Below are 17112 nucleotides of genomic sequence, written 5' to 3' on the forward strand. Positions count from 1 at the left end.
GCGCTGGAGATTCCGTTCACCGATCTCTCGGGCATCGATGCCGAAGTGCGCGAGGCCCGCGCGCGGGAGGCGGCCGTGCGCCTCGCCGAAACGCCGTTCGATCTCACGGCGGGGCCGCTGCTGCGCGTGGCGCTCATCCGCCTGGCCGAAGGCGAACACCTGCTGGTCGTCGTGATGCATCACATCGTGTCGGACGGCTGGTCGATGCAGGTCCTGGTCGACGAATTCGCCGCGCAATACCGCGCGCGCGCCGCCGGGCAGACGCCGCGGCTCGCGCCCCTGCCGATCCAGTACGCCGACTACGCGCTGTGGCAGCGCCACTGGCTCGAAGCCGGCGAGAAGGAGCGCCAGCTCGACTACTGGAAGGCCCAGCTGGGCGCCGAGCACCCGGTGCTGCAACTGCCCACCGACCACGCGCGGCGCAGCGACGGCAAGTACCGCGTCGCCCGCCACGAGATGGCGCTGCCGCAGCCCGTTGTCGATGCGCTGCACCGGCGCGCGCAGGCCGAGGGCTGCACGCTCTTCATGGTGCTGCTCACCGCGCTGCAGGTGCTGCTGCACCGCTACACCGCGCAGCAGGACATCCGCGTCGGCGTGCCCGTGGCCAACCGCCACCGGGTGGAGTCGGAGCGCGTCATCGGCTTCTTCGTCAACACGCAGGTGCTGCGCAACGTGCTGGGCAGCCGCACCAGCCTGCGGCAGGCGCTGCAGAACACGCGCGAGGCGGCACTCGGCGCGCAGGCCCACCAGGACCTGCCGTTCGAACAGCTGGTCGAGGCCCTGCAGCCCGAACGCAGCCTGGGCACCGCGCCGCTGTTCCAGGTGATGTTCAACCACCAGCGCCGCGACCAGGCCGCGCTCGCCAAGCTGCCCGGCCTCACGCTGCAGGACTACGAGATCGGCACGCAGACGGCCCAGTTCGAGCTGACCCTGAGCACCATCGAAGACGCGCAAGGCTGCGTTCAAGCGAGTTTCCATGTGGCGCAGGAACTGTTCGACGCCGAGAGCATTGCCCGCATGGCCGCGCACTACCTGGGCGTACTGCGCGCACTTGCCGAACGGCCCGAACAGGCGGTGGGAGACATCGACCTGCTCACCGCGGGCGAGAAGGAGCGGCTCGCGGCATGGGGCGTGAACGACTCCGGTGGTCGCAGCACCGAGCCCGTGCATCGCCTGATGGCCCGGCACGCGAAGGCCAACCCGGATGCGCCCGCGCTGCTCTTCGGCGACGAGGTGATGAGCTACGGCGAACTCGACCGGGCCGCCAATCGCCTGGCTCATCGATTGATCGCGATGGGCGTGAAGCCCGAGACGCGCGTCGGCATCGCGGTGGAGCGCTCGTTCGATATCGTGGTCGGCCTGCTCGGCGTCCTGAAGGCCGGCGGCGCCTATGCGCCGCTCGACCCGGAGTACCCCGCGGACCGCCTGGCCTACATGGTGGAGGACAGCGGCATTGCGCTGCTCCTCACGCAGAGCCATGTGATGGCCGGCCTGCCGCTGCGGGACGGCCTGCGCGTGCTGCAGCTGGACACCGCCGACTTGGCCGGCGAGCCCGACGACGCGCCTCATGTGCCCGTGCATGCGGACAACCTCGCCTACGTCATCTACACCTCGGGCTCGACCGGCATGCCGAAGGGCGTGATGGTGTCGCACGGCCAGTTCGCCGCGCACTGCGTCGAGACCGCGGTGCTCTACGAGATGGGACCTCGGTCGCGCGAGCTGCACTTCCTGTCGTTCTCGTTCGACGGGGCGCACGAGCGGCTTTTCACCGCGCTGTGCTGCGGCGCCTCGCTGCTGTTGCGCGATGCCTCGCTCTGGACCGCCGAGCAGACGCTCGACGCCATGCAGCGCCACGGCGTGACCAACGCCGGCTTCCCGCCGGCCTACCTGCGGCAGCTGGCCAACTGGGCGCGCGACACCGGCCGCTGCCCGCCGGTGCACCTGTACTCCTTCGGCGGCGAGGCGATGTCGCGCGAAGGCTTCGACGCCGTGTGCCGGCACCTGAAGCCCGCGCTGCTGATCAACGGCTACGGCCCGACCGARRCSGTSGTCACGCCGATGCTYTGGAAGGTTGCAAACACCGCGGCGTTCTCCGAGGGCTATGCGCCCATCGGCCGGCCCGTGGGCAACCGCAGCGCCTACGTGCTCGATGCGGACCTGAACCCGGTGCCGCGCAGCGTAGCCGGCGAGCTGTACCTCGGCGGCGAGGGCCTGGCGCGCGGCTACCTGCATCGCGCGCCGCTCACGGCCGAGCGCTTCGTGGCGGACCCCTTCGATGCCGGAGGCGGGCGTCTCTACCGCACCGGCGACTGGGTGCGATGGCGCGACGACGGGCAGCTCGAATACCTGGGGCGCATCGACCACCAGGTGAAGATCCGGGGCTTTCGCATCGAGCTCGGCGAGATCGAGGCGCAGCTGCTGGCCCAGCCCGAAGTGCGCGAAGCGGTGGTGGTCGCAAGGCCAGGGCCGAGCGGTGCGCGGCTGGTGGGCTATGTGTCGCCGCAAGCCGGCCGGCTCGCCGATGCCGCCGTGCTGAAGGAGCGGCTCGCCCGCGCGCTGCCCGACTACATGGTGCCGGGCACGCTGGTGGTGGTCGATGCACTGCCGCTCGCCCCGAGCGGCAAGGTCGACCGCAAGGCGCTGCCGGAGCCGGCCGCCGAACACGGCAAGGCTTTCGAGCCGCCGCAGGGCCCGGCCGAAGAGGCCATTGCGGCGGCATGGACCGATGTGCTGGGTCTCTCGCGCGTGGGCCGCGACGACAACTTCTTCGAGCTTGGCGGCGATTCGATCCTGAGCCTGCAGATCGTGGCGCGCCTTCGCCTGGTCGGCTGGAAAGTCGCGCCCAGGCAGATCTTCGAGCGGCAGACGGTGGCGCAGCTCGCGGCTGTTGCAATGCCGGCCGATGCGTTGCTTGCCGCGGTGGGCGACGTGCAGGGCGAGGCGCCGCTGCTGCCGTTCCAGCATGAATTCTTCGAGATGAACATGCCGGTGCGCGCGCACTGGAACCAGGCGGTGCTGCTGAAGAACCGCGAGCCGCTGCAACTGCCGGCCTTCAGGCAGGCGCTGCGCGCGGTAGTGCAGCAGCACGACAGCCTGCGCCTGCGCTACCGGCAGGACGCCGGCGGGCTGTGGCACCAAACCTATGAGGCCTTCGAGAGCGTGCCCGAAGACCAGTTCGCGGAGCTGGTGTGGGCACGGCGCGCGGCCGATGCCGCGCAGGAGGCGCCGCTGTGCGAAGAGGCGCAGCGCAGCCTGGACCTTGCGCACGGCCCGCTGATCCGCGCGCTCGCCATCGAGTTGCCGGACGGCGACTCGCGGCTGCTGCTGGTCGTTCACCACTTGGTGGTCGATGGCGTGTCGTGGCGCATCCTGCTCGAAGACCTGCAGGCCGCGTACCGGCAGAGCCTCGCGGGCCAGCCCGTCGCGCTGCCTGCCACGAGCAGCAGCTGCAAGGACTGGGCTGTCGCATTGCAGGGCTATGCCCGGGCCCATGGCGACGAGCTCGCCCACTGGCAGTCGCTGGCCGATGTGCCGGCCGCGCTGCCATGCGCGTGTCCGCACGGATCGAACACCGCGGCCGACCAGGAGAGCGTCGAGTTGCGGCTCGACAAGGCCACCACCCAAGCGTTCCTGAAAGATGCGCCCGCGGCCTACCGCACACAGGCCAACGACCTGTTGCTGACGGCGCTGGGCCGCGCGCTGTGCGCATGGAGCGGGCACGACAGGCTGCTGGTCGACCTGGAAGGCCATGGCCGCGAAGACCTGTTCGCGCACATCGACCTGTCGCGCACCGTTGGCTGGTTCACCGCGCTGTTTCCGGTGGCGCTCGATCCGCTCGGCGCGCAAGGCGAAGCGCTCAAGCGCGTGAAAGAAGACCTGCGCCGCGTTCCACGCAAAGGCGTGGGGCACGGCGTCTTCAAGCACCTGGGCGATGCCGCACAGCAGCAGGCGATGCGCGCGCTGCCCAGGGCGCAGGTGGTCTTCAACTACCTCGGCCAATTCGACAATGGCGGTGCCGATGCGCAGGCGCAATGGAGCCTCGCGCAGGAGCCCAGCGGCTCGCCGGTGGATGGCGGCGCGCCGCTCACGCACGAGTTCTCGATCAATGGCCAGGTCTACGACGGCGAGCTTTCGCTGCGCGCGAGCTACAGCCGCGCACGCCACGACCGTGCCGCGGTCGAGGGCTGGATGCAGCGCTTCCGCGACGAACTCGAAGCGCTGGTGCGGCATTGCACCGGCGGCGCCGAAGGGGTGACGCCGGCGGACTTTCCGCTGGCCGCCATCGACCAGCCGCAGCTCGACGCGCTGGCATTGCCGGTGGCGAACCTCGCGGACCTGTACCCGCTCTCGCCGATGCAGGCCGGCATGCTGTTCCACAGCCTGCTTGCACCCGGCGGCAGCGCCTACCTGAACCAGTTGCGCGTGGACATCGACGGGCTCGATGCCGAGCGCTTCAAGGCGGCTTGGCGCGCGGTGCTCGAGCGGCACGAGGTGCTGCGCACCGGATTCGTCCAGGGCGAAGCTGCGTGGCAATGGGTGGCAAGGCAGGTCGAGGTGCCGCTGGCCGAACTCGACTGGCGGGACCGTGCCGACGCGCCCGAGGCCCTGGACGCGCTGGCCGGCGAGCAGCTTGCGCAGGGTTTCGACCTCGCGCGGCCGCCGCTGATGCGGCTGGTGCTGGTGCGCGTTCGCGATGACCGGTACCACTTCGTCTGGACCATGCACCACCTGCTGCTCGACGGCTGGAGCACGTCGCAGCTGATGGGCGAGGTGCTGCGGCACTACGCAGGCGAAGCATCCGCGGCGCCCGGCGGGCGCTATGCCGACTACATCGCGTGGCTGCAAGGGCGCGACGGCGCTGCCGACGAGCGCCACTGGCGCCAGGAACTCGCCCGCCTCGAAGGCCCCACCTGGCTGGCCAACACCTTGCCCAAGCCCGCGGTCGAACAGGGCGGGCACGGCATGCACCGCCACGAGATCGACGCGCTGCGCACGCGCGCGCTGCTCGAAGCGGCTCGGCGCGAACGCGTGACCCTCAACACGCTGGTGCAGGCCGCATGGGCGCTGCTGCTGGCACGCCATACCGGGCAGCGCAGCGTGAGCTTCGGTGCCACCGTGGCGGGCCGGCCGGTGGATCTTCCCGGCGCGCAGCAGATGCTGGGCCTGTTCATCAACGCTGACCCTTTCCGTACACCAGGGCGACACGCTGGTGCTGAGCTACAGCCACGCGCGCAGCCAGTTCGACGAAGCGGCGGTGGACGGGCTGGCCGCGCACATGGACAGGCTGCTCGGCCTGCTGGCCCACGCACCCGATGCGCGGCTGGGGGATGTGGGGCTCGCGGACACGCTGCCGCCACCGGGCGAGGCCATGCGCAATACAAGGGGCGATGCCGAGCCCGTGCACCGCTGGATTGAGCGCCAGGCCAAGGCGAACCCCCAAGCCATCGCGCTCGTGCTCGGCGACGAGACGCTCGGCTACGGCGAGCTCGATGTCCGCGCCAACCGCCTGGCGCACCGGCTGATCGCGCTCGGCGTGAAGCCCGAGGTGAAAGTCGGCATCGCGGTCGAGCGCTCCATCGACATGGTGGTGGGCCTGCTCGCCATCCTGAAGGCCGGCGGCGCCTATGTGCCGCTGGACCCCGAGTACCCCGCCGACCGGCTGGCCTACATGATCGAGGACAGCGCGATCCGCCTGCTGCTCACGCAAAGCCATGTGAAGGCGAAGCTCCCGGTGGGCGATGCCCTGCAGGTGCTGGCGCTCGACACGCTCGACCTGCGCGGCGAGCCGGCGCGCGCACCCGATGTGGCGGTGCATGCCGATCATCTCGTGTACGTGATCTACACCTCGGGCTCGACCGGCCGCCCCAAGGGCACGCAGCTCACGCACCGCAACGTCGCCCGCCTGCTGGGCGCCACCGACGGCTGGTTCCACTTCGGCCCGCAGGACGTGTGGACGAATTTTCATTCCTACGCCTTCGACTTCTCGGTGTGGGAAATCTTCGGCGCGCTGTGCACCGGCGGCAAGCTGGTGATCGTGCCGTACTGGGTGAGCCGCTCGCCCGACGACTTCGTGGCGTTGCTGCGCACACAGCGCGTGACCGTGCTGAACCAGACGCCATCGGCCTTCCGCCAGCTGATCCACAGCCCGGCGCTGGACGACGGCGAACGCCTCGCGCTGCGCTGCGTGATCTTCGGCGGCGAGGCGCTGGAGCCCGAGAGCTTGCGGCCCTGGATCGATCGCTTCGGCGATGCGCAGCCGCAGCTGGTCAACATGTACGGCATCACCGAGACGACGGTGCACGTCACCTACCGGCCCATCGTGCGGGCCGATCTCGACGAGAAGCGCAGTCCCGTGGGCGTGTGCATCCCGGACCTCAGCCTGTGGGTGCTGGACAGCGACCTCAACCCGCTGCCCGTGGGCGTGGCGGGCGAGTTGCACGTGTCCGGCGCCGGCCTGGCGCGCGGCTATCTCAATCGCGCCGGCCTGAGTTCGGAGCGCTTCATCGCCGCGCCCTTCGGCGAGCCGGGCGGCCGGCTGTACCGCACCGGCGACCTGGTGCGCTGGCGCGCCGACGGGCAGCTCGACTACCTGGGGCGCATCGACCACCAGGTGAAGATCCGGGGCTTTCGCATCGAACTCGGCGAGATCGAAGCCCAGCTGCAGGCGCAGCCCGAGGTGCGCGAAGCGGTGGTCCTGGCCAAGGATGGCCCGGCGGGCGCGCGGCTCGTCGCGTATGTGTCGCCGCGGGCCGGCCATGAGCTGGATGTCGCGGTGCTGCGCGAGCGGCTCTCGCAGCACCTGCCCGACTACATGGTGCCCTCGGCCATCGTGCGGCTCGACGCGGTGCCGCTCAACGCGAACGGCAAGGTCGACCGCAAGGCACTGCCCGATCCGGAACTCGCGAGCGACACGGCCTATGCCGAGCCGCAGGGCGAGGTCGAGGCCGCGCTCGCGGCGATCTGGTCCGAGGTGCTGGGCGTGGAGCGCGTCGGGCGCCACGACAACTTCTTCGAGCTCGGCGGCCATTCGCTGCTGGCGGTGCAACTGGTGTCGGGTGCCAGGCGGCGCTTCGGCATCGAGCTGCCGCTGCGCACGGTGTTCGAGCAACCCTCGCTGATGACATTCGCCGCCGCCGTGGCCGCGGTGGCCACTGAACCGCCGGCCGGCGCCGCGGTCTCCCGGGACCACGGCGTCGAGCGCATCGATGCCCTCCTGGGCGAACTGGAGATGGAAGACCTATGAGCCTGGAAATGACCGCGCTCTCGCGCCGTTTCGCTGCCTTGCCCGCGGCCAAGCAGCGCGTGTTTCTCGAGAAGCTGCGCGCGAGCGGCGTGGGTTTCGACACGCTGCCCATCGTGCCGCGCGACCCCGCGGCGCCGGTGCCGATGGCCTATGCGCAGCGCGCCCTGTGGCTGGTGTGGCAGCGCGCGCCGCAGTCGCCGGCGTACAACCTGTCGGGGCGGCTGGCGTTGCCCATGTCGTGCACGCCGCAGCAGGTGCAGGCCTGCCTGGCCCAGCTGGTGGCGCGGCATGAGGTGCTCTGCACCACCTACCCGACCGGCACCGAAGGGCAGCTGCTGYAGCACATCGACCCCGCGCATCGCTTCGGCTGGGCGGCGCGCGAATGGTCCGGCTCGCGCGCGGACAGCGAGCGCGAGCTGGCGGCTGCCGCCGCCGAGTTTGGCGCGCGGCCGTTCGACCTGGAGCACGGCCCTGTCTTTCGCGGCGAACTGAACCTCTTTGCCGATGGCGCGCCCGAACTCTTTCTCGCGGTGCATCACATCGCGGCCGACGGCCAATCGGTGGCGCTGCTCGTCGCCGAACTGCAGGCGCTGCTCGCGGCGCCCACCGGGAGCACACAGCCTGCGGCACCGGCCCTGCAATACGCCGACTACGCCGTGTGGCAACGCCAGTGGCTCGAAGCCGGCGAACTCGAAAGGCAAACCGCCTACTGGCGCGAGCAGCTGCGGGATGCGCCGCAAAGCACGCCGCTGCCGCTGGACCGTCCGCGCCAGAAGGCGCGCGATGCGCGCGGCGGGCAGATCAGCTTCGCGTTGCTGCCCGACGTGTCGCAGCGCCTGAAGGAGCTGGCGCGCCAGCACGCCGCATCGCCGTACATGGTGGCGATCGCGCTGCTCGGCCTGCTGATCTACCGCTACTGCGGCGAGCGCGACGTGTGCATCGGCTCGCCGTCGACCACGCGCGACCGCCCCGAGCTTGCCGCCCTGGTGGGCCACTTCACCAACGTGCTGGTGCTGCGCATGAAGGTGGACCCCGCAGCCGGCTTCGTCGCGCTGCTGTCGCAGGTGCGCGAGCGCGTGCTCGAAGCCAAGAGCCACCAGGACCTGCCGCTGGACATGCTCGTCGAGGCGCTGGCGCTGGAGCGCACGCCGGGCTTGCATCCGCTGTTCCAGATCAAGTCGACGCAGCAGGCGGCGGGGGCTGTGCCCGCGGATCCGGCCGCTGCCGCGCACGGCATCGGCGTGGACGAAGTGCATTTCGACCTGAGCTTCGACCTGATCGACACCGGCAGCGCGCTGTCCTTCGTTCTCGCGTATGCCGCGGACATCTTCGACCACGCGACCATCGAGCGGCTGGCCGAGGCGCTGCGCGGCCTGGCCGCGCAGGTCGCGGCCGATCCGGCGCGCGCGTTGGCCGCAACGCAACTGGCCGACGATTCGAGCCTGCGCGGCGAACGCGCGTCCTGGCCCGCCGACAACGTGCTGGCCCTGTTCGACCAGGCGGCCGCAAGGCGCGGCGGCGCGACGGCGCTCACTTTCGGCGATCGCGCGCACAGCTTCGACGAGCTGGCGCGCGCTGCCGGCCACTGGGCCGCCGAGCTCGAAGGCCGCGGCATCGGTGCCGAGCAGCGCGTGGCCGTCTGCATGGAGCGCACGCCCGAGTTCGTGCTGGCGGTGCTGTCGGTGCTGAAGGCCGGCGGCGCCTACGTGCCCATCGACCCGGCGCTGCCGCAGCAGCGCATCGACGAGCTGCTGGCCGATTGCGGCGCCGCGCTGGTGTTGGTGTCCGGCGGCAAGCCGCGRCAGGCCGCGCTGCCATGCATGCAGGTGGGCTTCGACGTACCGGGCGGCTTCTTGCCGCATCGCGCGCATGCGCTGCATCCTGCGCAGGCGGCCTACCTGATCTACACCTCCGGATCGACCGGCCGGCCCAAGGGCGTGGTCGTGCACCACGGCGCGCTGGCCAACTATGTGCAGGGCGTGCTCGCGCGGCTGGCGCTGCCCGAGGACGAGAGTTTCGCGATGGTGTCCACCGTCGCGGCGGACCTGGGCCACACCTCCTTGTTCGGTGCGCTGTGCTCGGGTGGTGCGCTGCACCTCGTCCCGAGCGAGGCGGCCTTCGATCCCGATGCGTTTGCCGACAGCATGGCGAAGACGCGCGCCGGCGTGCTGAAGATCGTGCCCAGCCACCTGAAGGGCCTGCTGAATGCGCAGCGCGCGGCCGCGGTGCTGCCGTCGCACACGCTCGTGCTGGGCGGGGAGGCGACGGATGCGGCGACGCTGCAGGCCATTCGCGCGCTGAGGCCAGGCCTGCGCATCTTCAATCACTACGGGCCGACCGAAACCTCGGTGGGCATGCTGATGCATACCGCGCCGGCGCAGGCTGACGGAACCGGCAATCTGCCTCTTGGCAAACCCATCGCGAACATGGACGCCTGGGTGCTCGACGACGCATTGCAGCCCGTGCAGCGCGGCATGGCGGGCGAGCTCTACATCGGCGGTGCCGGCGTCGCGCGCGGCTATCTTTCGCGCGCAGGTCTTTGCGCCGACCGCTTCGTTGCTTCGCCCTTCGGGGACGGGCAGCGCATCTACCGTGCGGGCGACCGCGTGCGCCAGCGCAGCGATGGCACGCTGGAGTTTCTGGGCCGCACCGACGACCAGGTGAAGATCCGCGGCTACCGCGTCGAGCCGGGTGAAGTGACGGGCCGCGTACGCCAGCTCGATGGCGTGGCCGATGCCGTGGTCGTCGCGGAGCAGGGCGCACAAGAGAGCGTGGTGCTGCGCGCCTACGTGGTTGCCAGGCCGGGCACTTCGCTCGATGTGGAAGAGCTCCGGCGTGCGTTGGCGGACAGCCTGCCGGCGTGGATGGTGCCCGAGCGCATCGTGCTGCTCGACGCGCTGCCGCTCACGGCCAACGGCAAGATCGATCGCAAGGCGCTGCCGTGCCCGGCGCAGCCCGAGCCCGCGCGCGGTTTCGACGCCCCGCAGGGCCGGACCGAAGAGGCGCTGGCCCGCATCTGGAGCCAGGTGCTCGGCGTGGACCGCATTGCGCGTGGCGACAACTTCTTTGCGCTGGGCGGCGACTCCATCCTGAGCCTGAAGCTGGTGGCGCGCATCCGCAAGCAGCTACCCGGCGGCGGCCAGCTGAGCCTGCCGGATGTGATGCAGGCCCGCAGCCTCGGCAGCCTCGCCGAGCGGCTGCGGCAGAAGTTCGAGGGTTCGCACGATGCCGTCTGCCTGAGCGCAAGCGGCGCCGGCGTGCCGCTGTTCTGCCTGCCGGGCCTCATCGTGAACACGCGCGAGTTCCTGCCGCTCGCAGAGGCGCTGCAGGGCGAGCGCGTGGTGTACGGCTTCGTGAGCCACGTCTACACGCGCAAGCGCTGGCGCGGTTTCGACCTGCAGGCGCTGGCCGCCGAGTACGCGAGCTTCATCCTCGCCACGGCCACCGGGGGGCGCTGCGCGCTGCTGGGCTGGTCGTCGGGCGGCGACCTGGCCTTCGAGCTTGCGCGGCAACTGCAGGGGCGCGTCGAGATCGTGTTCACCGGCATGCTGGACGTGTTCGAGACCGCGCCGCTGCGCGCCTCGGCGCCGCTCGACGCCGCCCAGTGCGCCAAGGCTGACGAGGTGCTCTCGCAGTGGCTGGGCCGCTCGGAAATGGCCGGGCACTGGAAGGCGCTCTTCGCCCGCATGGACGACGAGGAGCTTGCCTGGGTGGCCGAGCAGGTGCTGAATCCGGCGCAGCCGCTGCCGCTCGACGGTACCGGCGACGAGGCGGCCGAGTACCTGTTGTGGACGACGATCGACAAGCGTGTGCAGGCAGTGAGGTACACCTATGCGCGGTCGCCGCTGCCGCTGCACGTGTTTCTCGCGGACAGTTCGCTGCGCCGCGAGGAGACGCTGCGCAACTGGGCCGACCACGCGCCGGTGGTGTCCGCCGAAGTGCTGCCGCAGGCCGATCACCTGGACATCGTTCGCCACTCCGCGCTGTGCGCCTCGCTGAAGGAGCTGCTGCGCGAGGCCGACGCGGTGCATGGCGCCGTGCAATCGGCCTGAGCCGGAAGAAGCCACGCAAAAAAAAAGGGGGCGCAGCGCCAACTGCGTCCCCTTGTGCCTTTGGAGGCCTGCCGCGCGGCTTACCAGCGGTAGGTGGCCGTGGCCGTGACCTTGCGCTGGTCCCCGTAGTAGCAGTTGCCGTACTGGTCGCAGTTCGCGAAGTAGGTCTTGTCGGTCAGGTTGCGCACGTTCAGCGCGAGGTTCCAGCGGTCGATGTCGTAGCCGATCATTGCGTCGAACACGGTGTACGAAGGCACCTGGATCGGCGCCTTGTTCAGGTCGCCGCGGTTCGAGCCGGTGAAGCGCGCGCCCAGGCCGACCTTGAAGCCGTTGTCGAAGCGGTAGTCCGCCCAGAGCGCGGCGCGGTGCTTGGACACCGCGAGCAGCGGCGTGCCGATTTCGCTCGGCGTGCTGCTGGCCGTGATCTCGACCTTGGGCGTGTAGGCGTAGGACACAGTCACGTTCATGCGCTTGACGGGCTGGAAGGCCGCTTCGAGCTCCAGGCCGCGTACCAGCACCTCGCCGGTCTGGCGCGGGCGGAAGTTGGCGTCGGCGGTGATGTAGTTCTGGCGGCGCAGGTCGAAGATGGCGGCGCTGTAGCTGTCGGTGGTGCCCGCGGGCTGGTAGCGCACGCCGGCTTCGTACTGGCGACCGGTCTCGGGCTTGAACGGGCTCTGGGTGTCCGGGTTCAGGCGCGCCGAGGGCGAGAACGATTCGGAGTAGCTCAGGTAGGGCGCCCAGCCGCTCGGGAAGGTGTAGACCAGGCCGCCGCGCTTGGTGAACTTGTGCTCGGGGATGTCGCTGCGCGTGCCGTCCAGGTTGCTGTGGATGATCGTGGAGGCGCGGTCGTAGCGGCCGCCCAGCGTGAGGCTCCAGCGCTCGCCCCACTTGATCTGGTCCTGGATGTACAGGCCGGTCTGCGTCAGGCGGGTGTTGGCATCGACATAGGGCGCGGGCACGAAGAACGGACCGCCGTACACGGGCGCGTAGATGTTGATGCTCGGTGCGCTGCCGCCGCTGTAGCTGGCCTGCTCGATGCCGGTGCGCTGGTGGTCCAGGCCGATCAGCACCTTGTGCTTCCAGTCGCCCGAGATGAAGTTGCCTTCGAGCTGGTTGTCCAGCGTGAAGGTCGAGACGCTCTCGCGGCTGCCCGAGATGCTCCGGCGCAGCATCTGGTAGTTGCGCGGATCGGAGACGTTGCTGTTGATCGGCACGATCGCGCGGCCCTGCACGGCGCCGTAGTCGACGTCGAGCCGGCCGTAGCGCAGGTTCTGGCGCGCGGTGAAGGTGTCGTTGAAGCGGTGCTCGAACTCGTAGCCGACCATCCACTGGTCCACGTCGAAGTGGTTGAAGTTGCGATCGCCCACGAAGAGCGAGTCGGGAATGTAGTTGCCGAAACGCGTGGGAACCAGCGAGCCGACCGTCGGGCGCCCGCGCGTGTACACCCCGCCGCGCACGCGGTTGAAGTGCGACAGCAGCGTGAGCGTGGTGTCTGCCGAGGGGCGCCAGGTGAGCGAGGGCGCGATGTAGAAGCGGTCGTCGTCCATGCTGGCGGCCGGCAGCTTGCTGTCGCGGCCCACGGCCGTCAGGCGGTAGCTGAGCTTGCCTTCGGCATCGATGGGGCCGGAGAAGTCGGCGGCGACCTGGGTGCGGTTGTTGCTGCCCAGTTGCAGCTGCACTTCGCGCAGCGGCTCGGTGGTGGGGCGCTTGCTCACGACGTTGACCACGCCGCCGGGGCTGGCCTGGCCGTAGAGCACCGAGGCCGGTCCGCGCAGCACTTCGATGCGCTCCATGCCGTAGGGCTCGATCTGCCAGACGCCCCAGTTGCCGTTGTTGCGCAGGGGCATGCCGTCCAGGTAGAAGCCCGGCGCGTAGCCGTCGAAGCCGCGGATCGAGATCCAGTCGTAGCGCGAGTCGGCGCCGAAGACGGTGGTGCTCACGCCGGGGGTGTAGCCCAGCGCGTCCTTCACGGTGGTGGCGCCGATGGCGGCCACGCGGTCGGCCGTGACCACCGAGATCGACTGCGGGGTTTCCAGGATCGGGGTGTCGGTCTTGGTGCCGGTGGCGCTGCGCTTGGCCATGTAGCCGTTCACATGGCCCTTGGCCGACGCTTCCGTATCGGCCGTGACGGTCACCGCCGGCAGGTTGCTGCTGTCCTGCGAGAAGGCGGGGGCCGCCCACAGGGTGCAGGCGGTTCCGAAGGCCGAGGCAAGCGCGGCGCTCAGCAGGCGGGGTCGGGGCAGGGGACGCATAGGTTGAGGTACTCCAGGAGCAGTGAAAAACGACGTGTTCGGGTTTCAGCGCAAGGCCTGCCGTTTCCGCAGTTCTGGCGCTTCCGTACATGAGACGTTTGAACTACAAAAAGAGAGACACCCTGTACCCCATGCTTCAGCGCGTGCCGTCCGCCCGCGTCACCGGGCTTCGGCGGCTGCCTGGATGCGGACGGCCTGGCGCTCGCTCCGGCCGGCACCGGCGGCGCTGGCCTTCAGCAGCGCGCTGCCGATCTCCCCCGTGCGCACCGAGGTCACCGACAGCAGCGTGTCGCTCAGCCCGTGCGAGGACTCGCAGGCGCCTTGCAGGAAGATGGCGGGACGGAAGTCCCCGGTGCTGCGCACGCGGTAGTGGCGGTCCACCGAGAAACCGTCCAGGTACGGTGCGAGGGGCGTCAGCAGTTCCTTGTGCTGCTCGCGTGCGTAGCCGGTGGCCAGCACCACGGCGTCGTAGCGCGAGGTGCTTTCGCGACCGGTGTTCTGGTCGCACATGGTCAGGTGGATGCCGTCGGCGGTGGCGCGGGCGGCGTGGATGTCGTGCCGGCGCAGGAAGCGCATGCGGTTCTCGCCGCGCACCTTCTGCTGGTAGAACATCTCGAAGATCTGCTGGATCAGCTCCAGGTCGGCCACCGCATAGTTGGTGTGGCCGAACTCCTCGAGCAGGGCGGCGCGCTCGTCGTCGGGCCGGCTGTACATGTAGTCGGTGAACTCGGTGTTGAACACCTCGTTCACGAAGGGGCTGTCGTCCGAGGGGCGGATGGAGCGGGCCCGCATGACGAGATCGACCTGCGGCGCATGGGGGCGGCCCYGCAGGTCCATGAAGATCTCCGCGGCGCTCTGGCCGGCGCCGACGATGGCAATTCTTTGCGCGCCGTCCTGCGCGGCAAGGCCCTGCAGGTAGGTGCTCGAATGGAACACGCGCGGGTCGCCGCGCAGCGCCCGGAAGCAGTCCGGAATGTTCGGCATGCCGCCGACGCTCACCACGAGGTTGCGCGCGAGGCGCTCGCTCTGGTGGCCCGTGCGGTCGCGCGAACGCACGCGCAGCAGCGTCACGTCGTCGCCATGGGCCTCGCGCTCGGGCAGCACCTCGAACACTTCCTCGCCGTAGACGCAGGCATCCTCGAACTGCGCGGCGGCCCAGGCCAGGTAGTCGTTGAACTCGTGGCGGCTCGGAAAGAAGGTCTTCAGGTTGATGAAGTCCTGCAGGCGCTTTTTCTCGTGCAGGTAGTTGATGAAGGTGAAGCGGCTGGTCGGGTTGCGCAGCGTGGCCAGGTCCTTCAGGAAGGAGATCTGCATGTGCGCATGCTCCAGCATCATGTCCTTGTGCCAGGCGAAGGCCGGCTGCTTCTCGATGAACATTGCGTCGAGCCGGTGCCCGTCGCGCCGCTTCTCGTCGAGCGCGATCGCCAGCGCGATGTTCGAGGGGCCGAAGCCGATGCCGATGACGTCGTGGATGACCATGGCGGATTCCTTTTGCTGCGAAGCGGTTGAGCGGTTGGGCGGGTCAGACGGGCTTGGCGGGTGCGGCCGCCGATGCGTCGCCGCGCGGCAGCCAGAGGCCGTCGATGAAGTAGCGTTCGCGCAGCATCATCACGAGCTGCGCGCGCTTGTGCGGCAGGTCGAACTCCTTCACCTTGGCGTAGCCCGACTTGTCCAGGTTGCGGATCTGCTGCACGTGGTCGATGCGCGGCTCGCCCACGGCGCGCTGGGTGCGCGGGTCGCACAGAAAGATGTAGTGCGAGATGGAAGTGAGCCACGCAGTGGCGAATGCCTTGCCGCGAAACGACGGCTCGCCGACCAGCACGTGCCAGCCGCGGTCGTAGTCCTGCACGTCGTAGAAGGGCGCGATGCGGCTTTCCTTGGCCCAGTACATCTCGAAGTAGGCAAAGGGCTCGCCGTCGAAGCTCGCGATCATCGAGTACATGTGCGGATCGCGATCGATGCCCGAGAGGTARGCGCGGTGCTTGTCCAGGTCGCCTTCCTCGTCCCAGATCTYGGCCACGTCGGGGTCGTTCATCCAGCGGTTGAAGATGCCCAGGTCGCGCTCGAAGTCGATGCTGCGAAACGAGAAGGTCTTGCCGAGCCACGGAATGAAGCGCTGGTAGAGCACGCCGCGGGGCTTGGGCGTGCGCAGCGGATGCACCTTGCCGTTGGTGAGCGCATAGCGCTGCGCCATCGGCGCATGCACGGCGGGAAGCCACAGGCGCGGCTGCTGCCAGAGCATGTCGCGAAAGGCGCGCACGCCGCCGTCCGGCGACGCGAGCAGCACGCCGGTGTGGGCCAGCTCCTCGGCCAGCGCGGGCGCCGCCACCGCGAGGCTCTTGTGCGCAGGAAGGTGCTCGAAGGCGGCTTCCAGGGCCGCGAGCAGGTGAGGGGTGGAGGCCGCGCTGCCGTCGACCCATTGGAGCGCGGCATCGGCCCCGCCGGTCGCGAGCCGCCAGAGCGAGCGCGTGTCGCCCTGGCGGCTGCGCACGGCGAGCATCCCGCCGTCCAGGGTGATGTCGTGCGGCGTGCCGTCGGCGTAGGAGGTGAGGGTCATGGGGTTCCTTCGGTGGACCGGCGGCTCGCGAGCAGGGCCAGGCCCTGGTGGAGCGCCGGAAAGAGGCTGTGGTTGAAGTTGTTCCAGCGCAGCTCGAGGATCGAGTCCCCGGGATCGATGTGCGTGCCGAGCACGTCGTGGATGACCTCGCCGGAGTCGATGCCGTTGTCCACGTAGTGCAGCGAAGCGCCGGTCTTCAGGAGTGGTGTGACGGGAACGCTTTCCATCGTCTGCCAGTTCACGACCTTGCGGCCTTTGGCGCCGTGCAGCGCATCGAGCGTGGCGCGGGCGCCGCGGCGCTCGTAGGGCGACTCGATGCGCGTGATGCCGGGATGGATGTTGACGATCCTGCGGTGGAACGGCGCGCCCGGACGCACGAGCTCGTCCAGGATGACCAGCAGGCCGTCGAGCACGACGATGTCGGCCTGCAGCGTGAGCAGCTTGTCCAGCAGGCGGCGCTCGAAGGCGCTCTTGGCGGCGGGGCGTTCTTTCGCATCGAGCGGAAGCCGCCGGTATTCGGACGGCACCGCGTGGAGCATGCCGTTGACGAGCTTGCCCTGCGCCTTCAGGTCGCCCGGAAATATCCACTGGCGGCCGGGCTGGAAGGAGAAGCCGTAGTCCTGCAGCGCCGCGCGGTCCCGCGGCGAACCTTCGTCGTCGTCGTAGACGATGCCTTCGAGCGAATAGGCCTCGCCCAGCGGGCTTTCGTCCAGTGCCTTGGCCAGGTATTCGAGCGGGGACGCCATGTAGCGCTGCGTGCCCTTGAAGTCGATGTATTGGCCGGCCTTGTCGGCGGCCGCGTTTCTCAAGGACAGGATGTAGACGAGCTTTGCCTTGGACATGGGTGTGGCGTGAAGGATGGATCGGCGTTGGAGTTGGCTCGGGAGCAGGCAGGCGTGGAGCCTTCAGGAGAGAAGACGTGGCAGCGCGCCATCTGTTCACGGCTGCAGGATCTCGCCGGCGCTCTTGCGGTGCTGCGGCGCGAGCGGGCAGGCGCCGCAGTAGTCC

General features: G+C 69.7%; 5 protein-coding genes and 1 pseudogene. 2 read left to right on the top strand and 4 right to left on the bottom strand.

The features are described from left to right. A pseudogene (locus AC1DOC_RS04660) lies at window positions 1-7243 on the top strand (amino acid adenylation domain-containing protein); the annotation flags it as partial. Next, on the top strand, window positions 7240-11295 hold the full coding sequence (locus AC1DOC_RS04665) for an amino acid adenylation domain-containing protein (protein ID WP_478129464.1): 4056 nt from the start codon (window positions 7240-7242) through the stop codon (window positions 11293-11295). The pseudogene AC1DOC_RS04660 and the gene AC1DOC_RS04665, both read left to right, overlap by 4 nt. Window positions 11296-11375: 80 nt before the next feature. Here the strand turns inward: AC1DOC_RS04665 and AC1DOC_RS04670 are convergent, their stop codons facing one another. The 4 genes from AC1DOC_RS04670 to AC1DOC_RS04685 form a co-directional block, all read right to left on the bottom strand. Continuing rightward, a complete protein-coding gene (locus AC1DOC_RS04670) occupies window positions 11376-13547 on the bottom strand; it encodes a TonB-dependent siderophore receptor (protein ID WP_478080111.1) in 2172 nt (723 codons plus the stop codon). Window positions 13548-13706: 159 nt separating this feature from the next. Further along, window positions 13707-15026 (bottom strand): lysine N(6)-hydroxylase/L-ornithine N(5)-oxygenase family protein, encoded by a 1320-nt coding sequence (locus AC1DOC_RS04675; RefSeq protein ID WP_478129465.1) that lies wholly within the window; start codon window positions 15024-15026, stop codon window positions 13707-13709. A 43-nt stretch (window positions 15027-15069) separates the two neighbouring features. Continuing rightward, window positions 15070-16104 (bottom strand): GNAT family N-acetyltransferase, encoded by a 1035-nt coding sequence (locus tag AC1DOC_RS04680; protein WP_478129466.1) that lies wholly within the window; start codon window positions 16102-16104, stop codon window positions 15070-15072. Further along, the gene (locus tag AC1DOC_RS04685; RefSeq protein ID WP_478080114.1) at window positions 16101-16946 is read right to left on the bottom strand and encodes a formyltransferase family protein; all 846 of its coding nucleotides are present in this window, start codon (window positions 16944-16946) and stop codon (window positions 16101-16103) included. The genes AC1DOC_RS04680 and AC1DOC_RS04685 overlap by 4 nt, the downstream gene beginning before the upstream one ends. Window positions 16947-17112: the final 166 nt, after the last annotated feature.

It is taken from the genome of Variovorax sp. 01T439_2 (assembly GCF_056398445.1).

Excerpts from the sequence above, each read along its gene's own strand:
- AC1DOC_RS04685 (WP_478080114.1), bottom strand. The coding sequence starts at position 16,946 with ATGTCCAAGGCAAAGCTCGTCTACATCCTGTCCTTGAGAAACGCGGCC.
- AC1DOC_RS04670 (WP_478080111.1), bottom strand. The coding sequence starts at position 13,547 with ATGCGTCCCCTGCCCCGACCCCGCCTGCTGAGCGCCGCGCTTGCCTCG.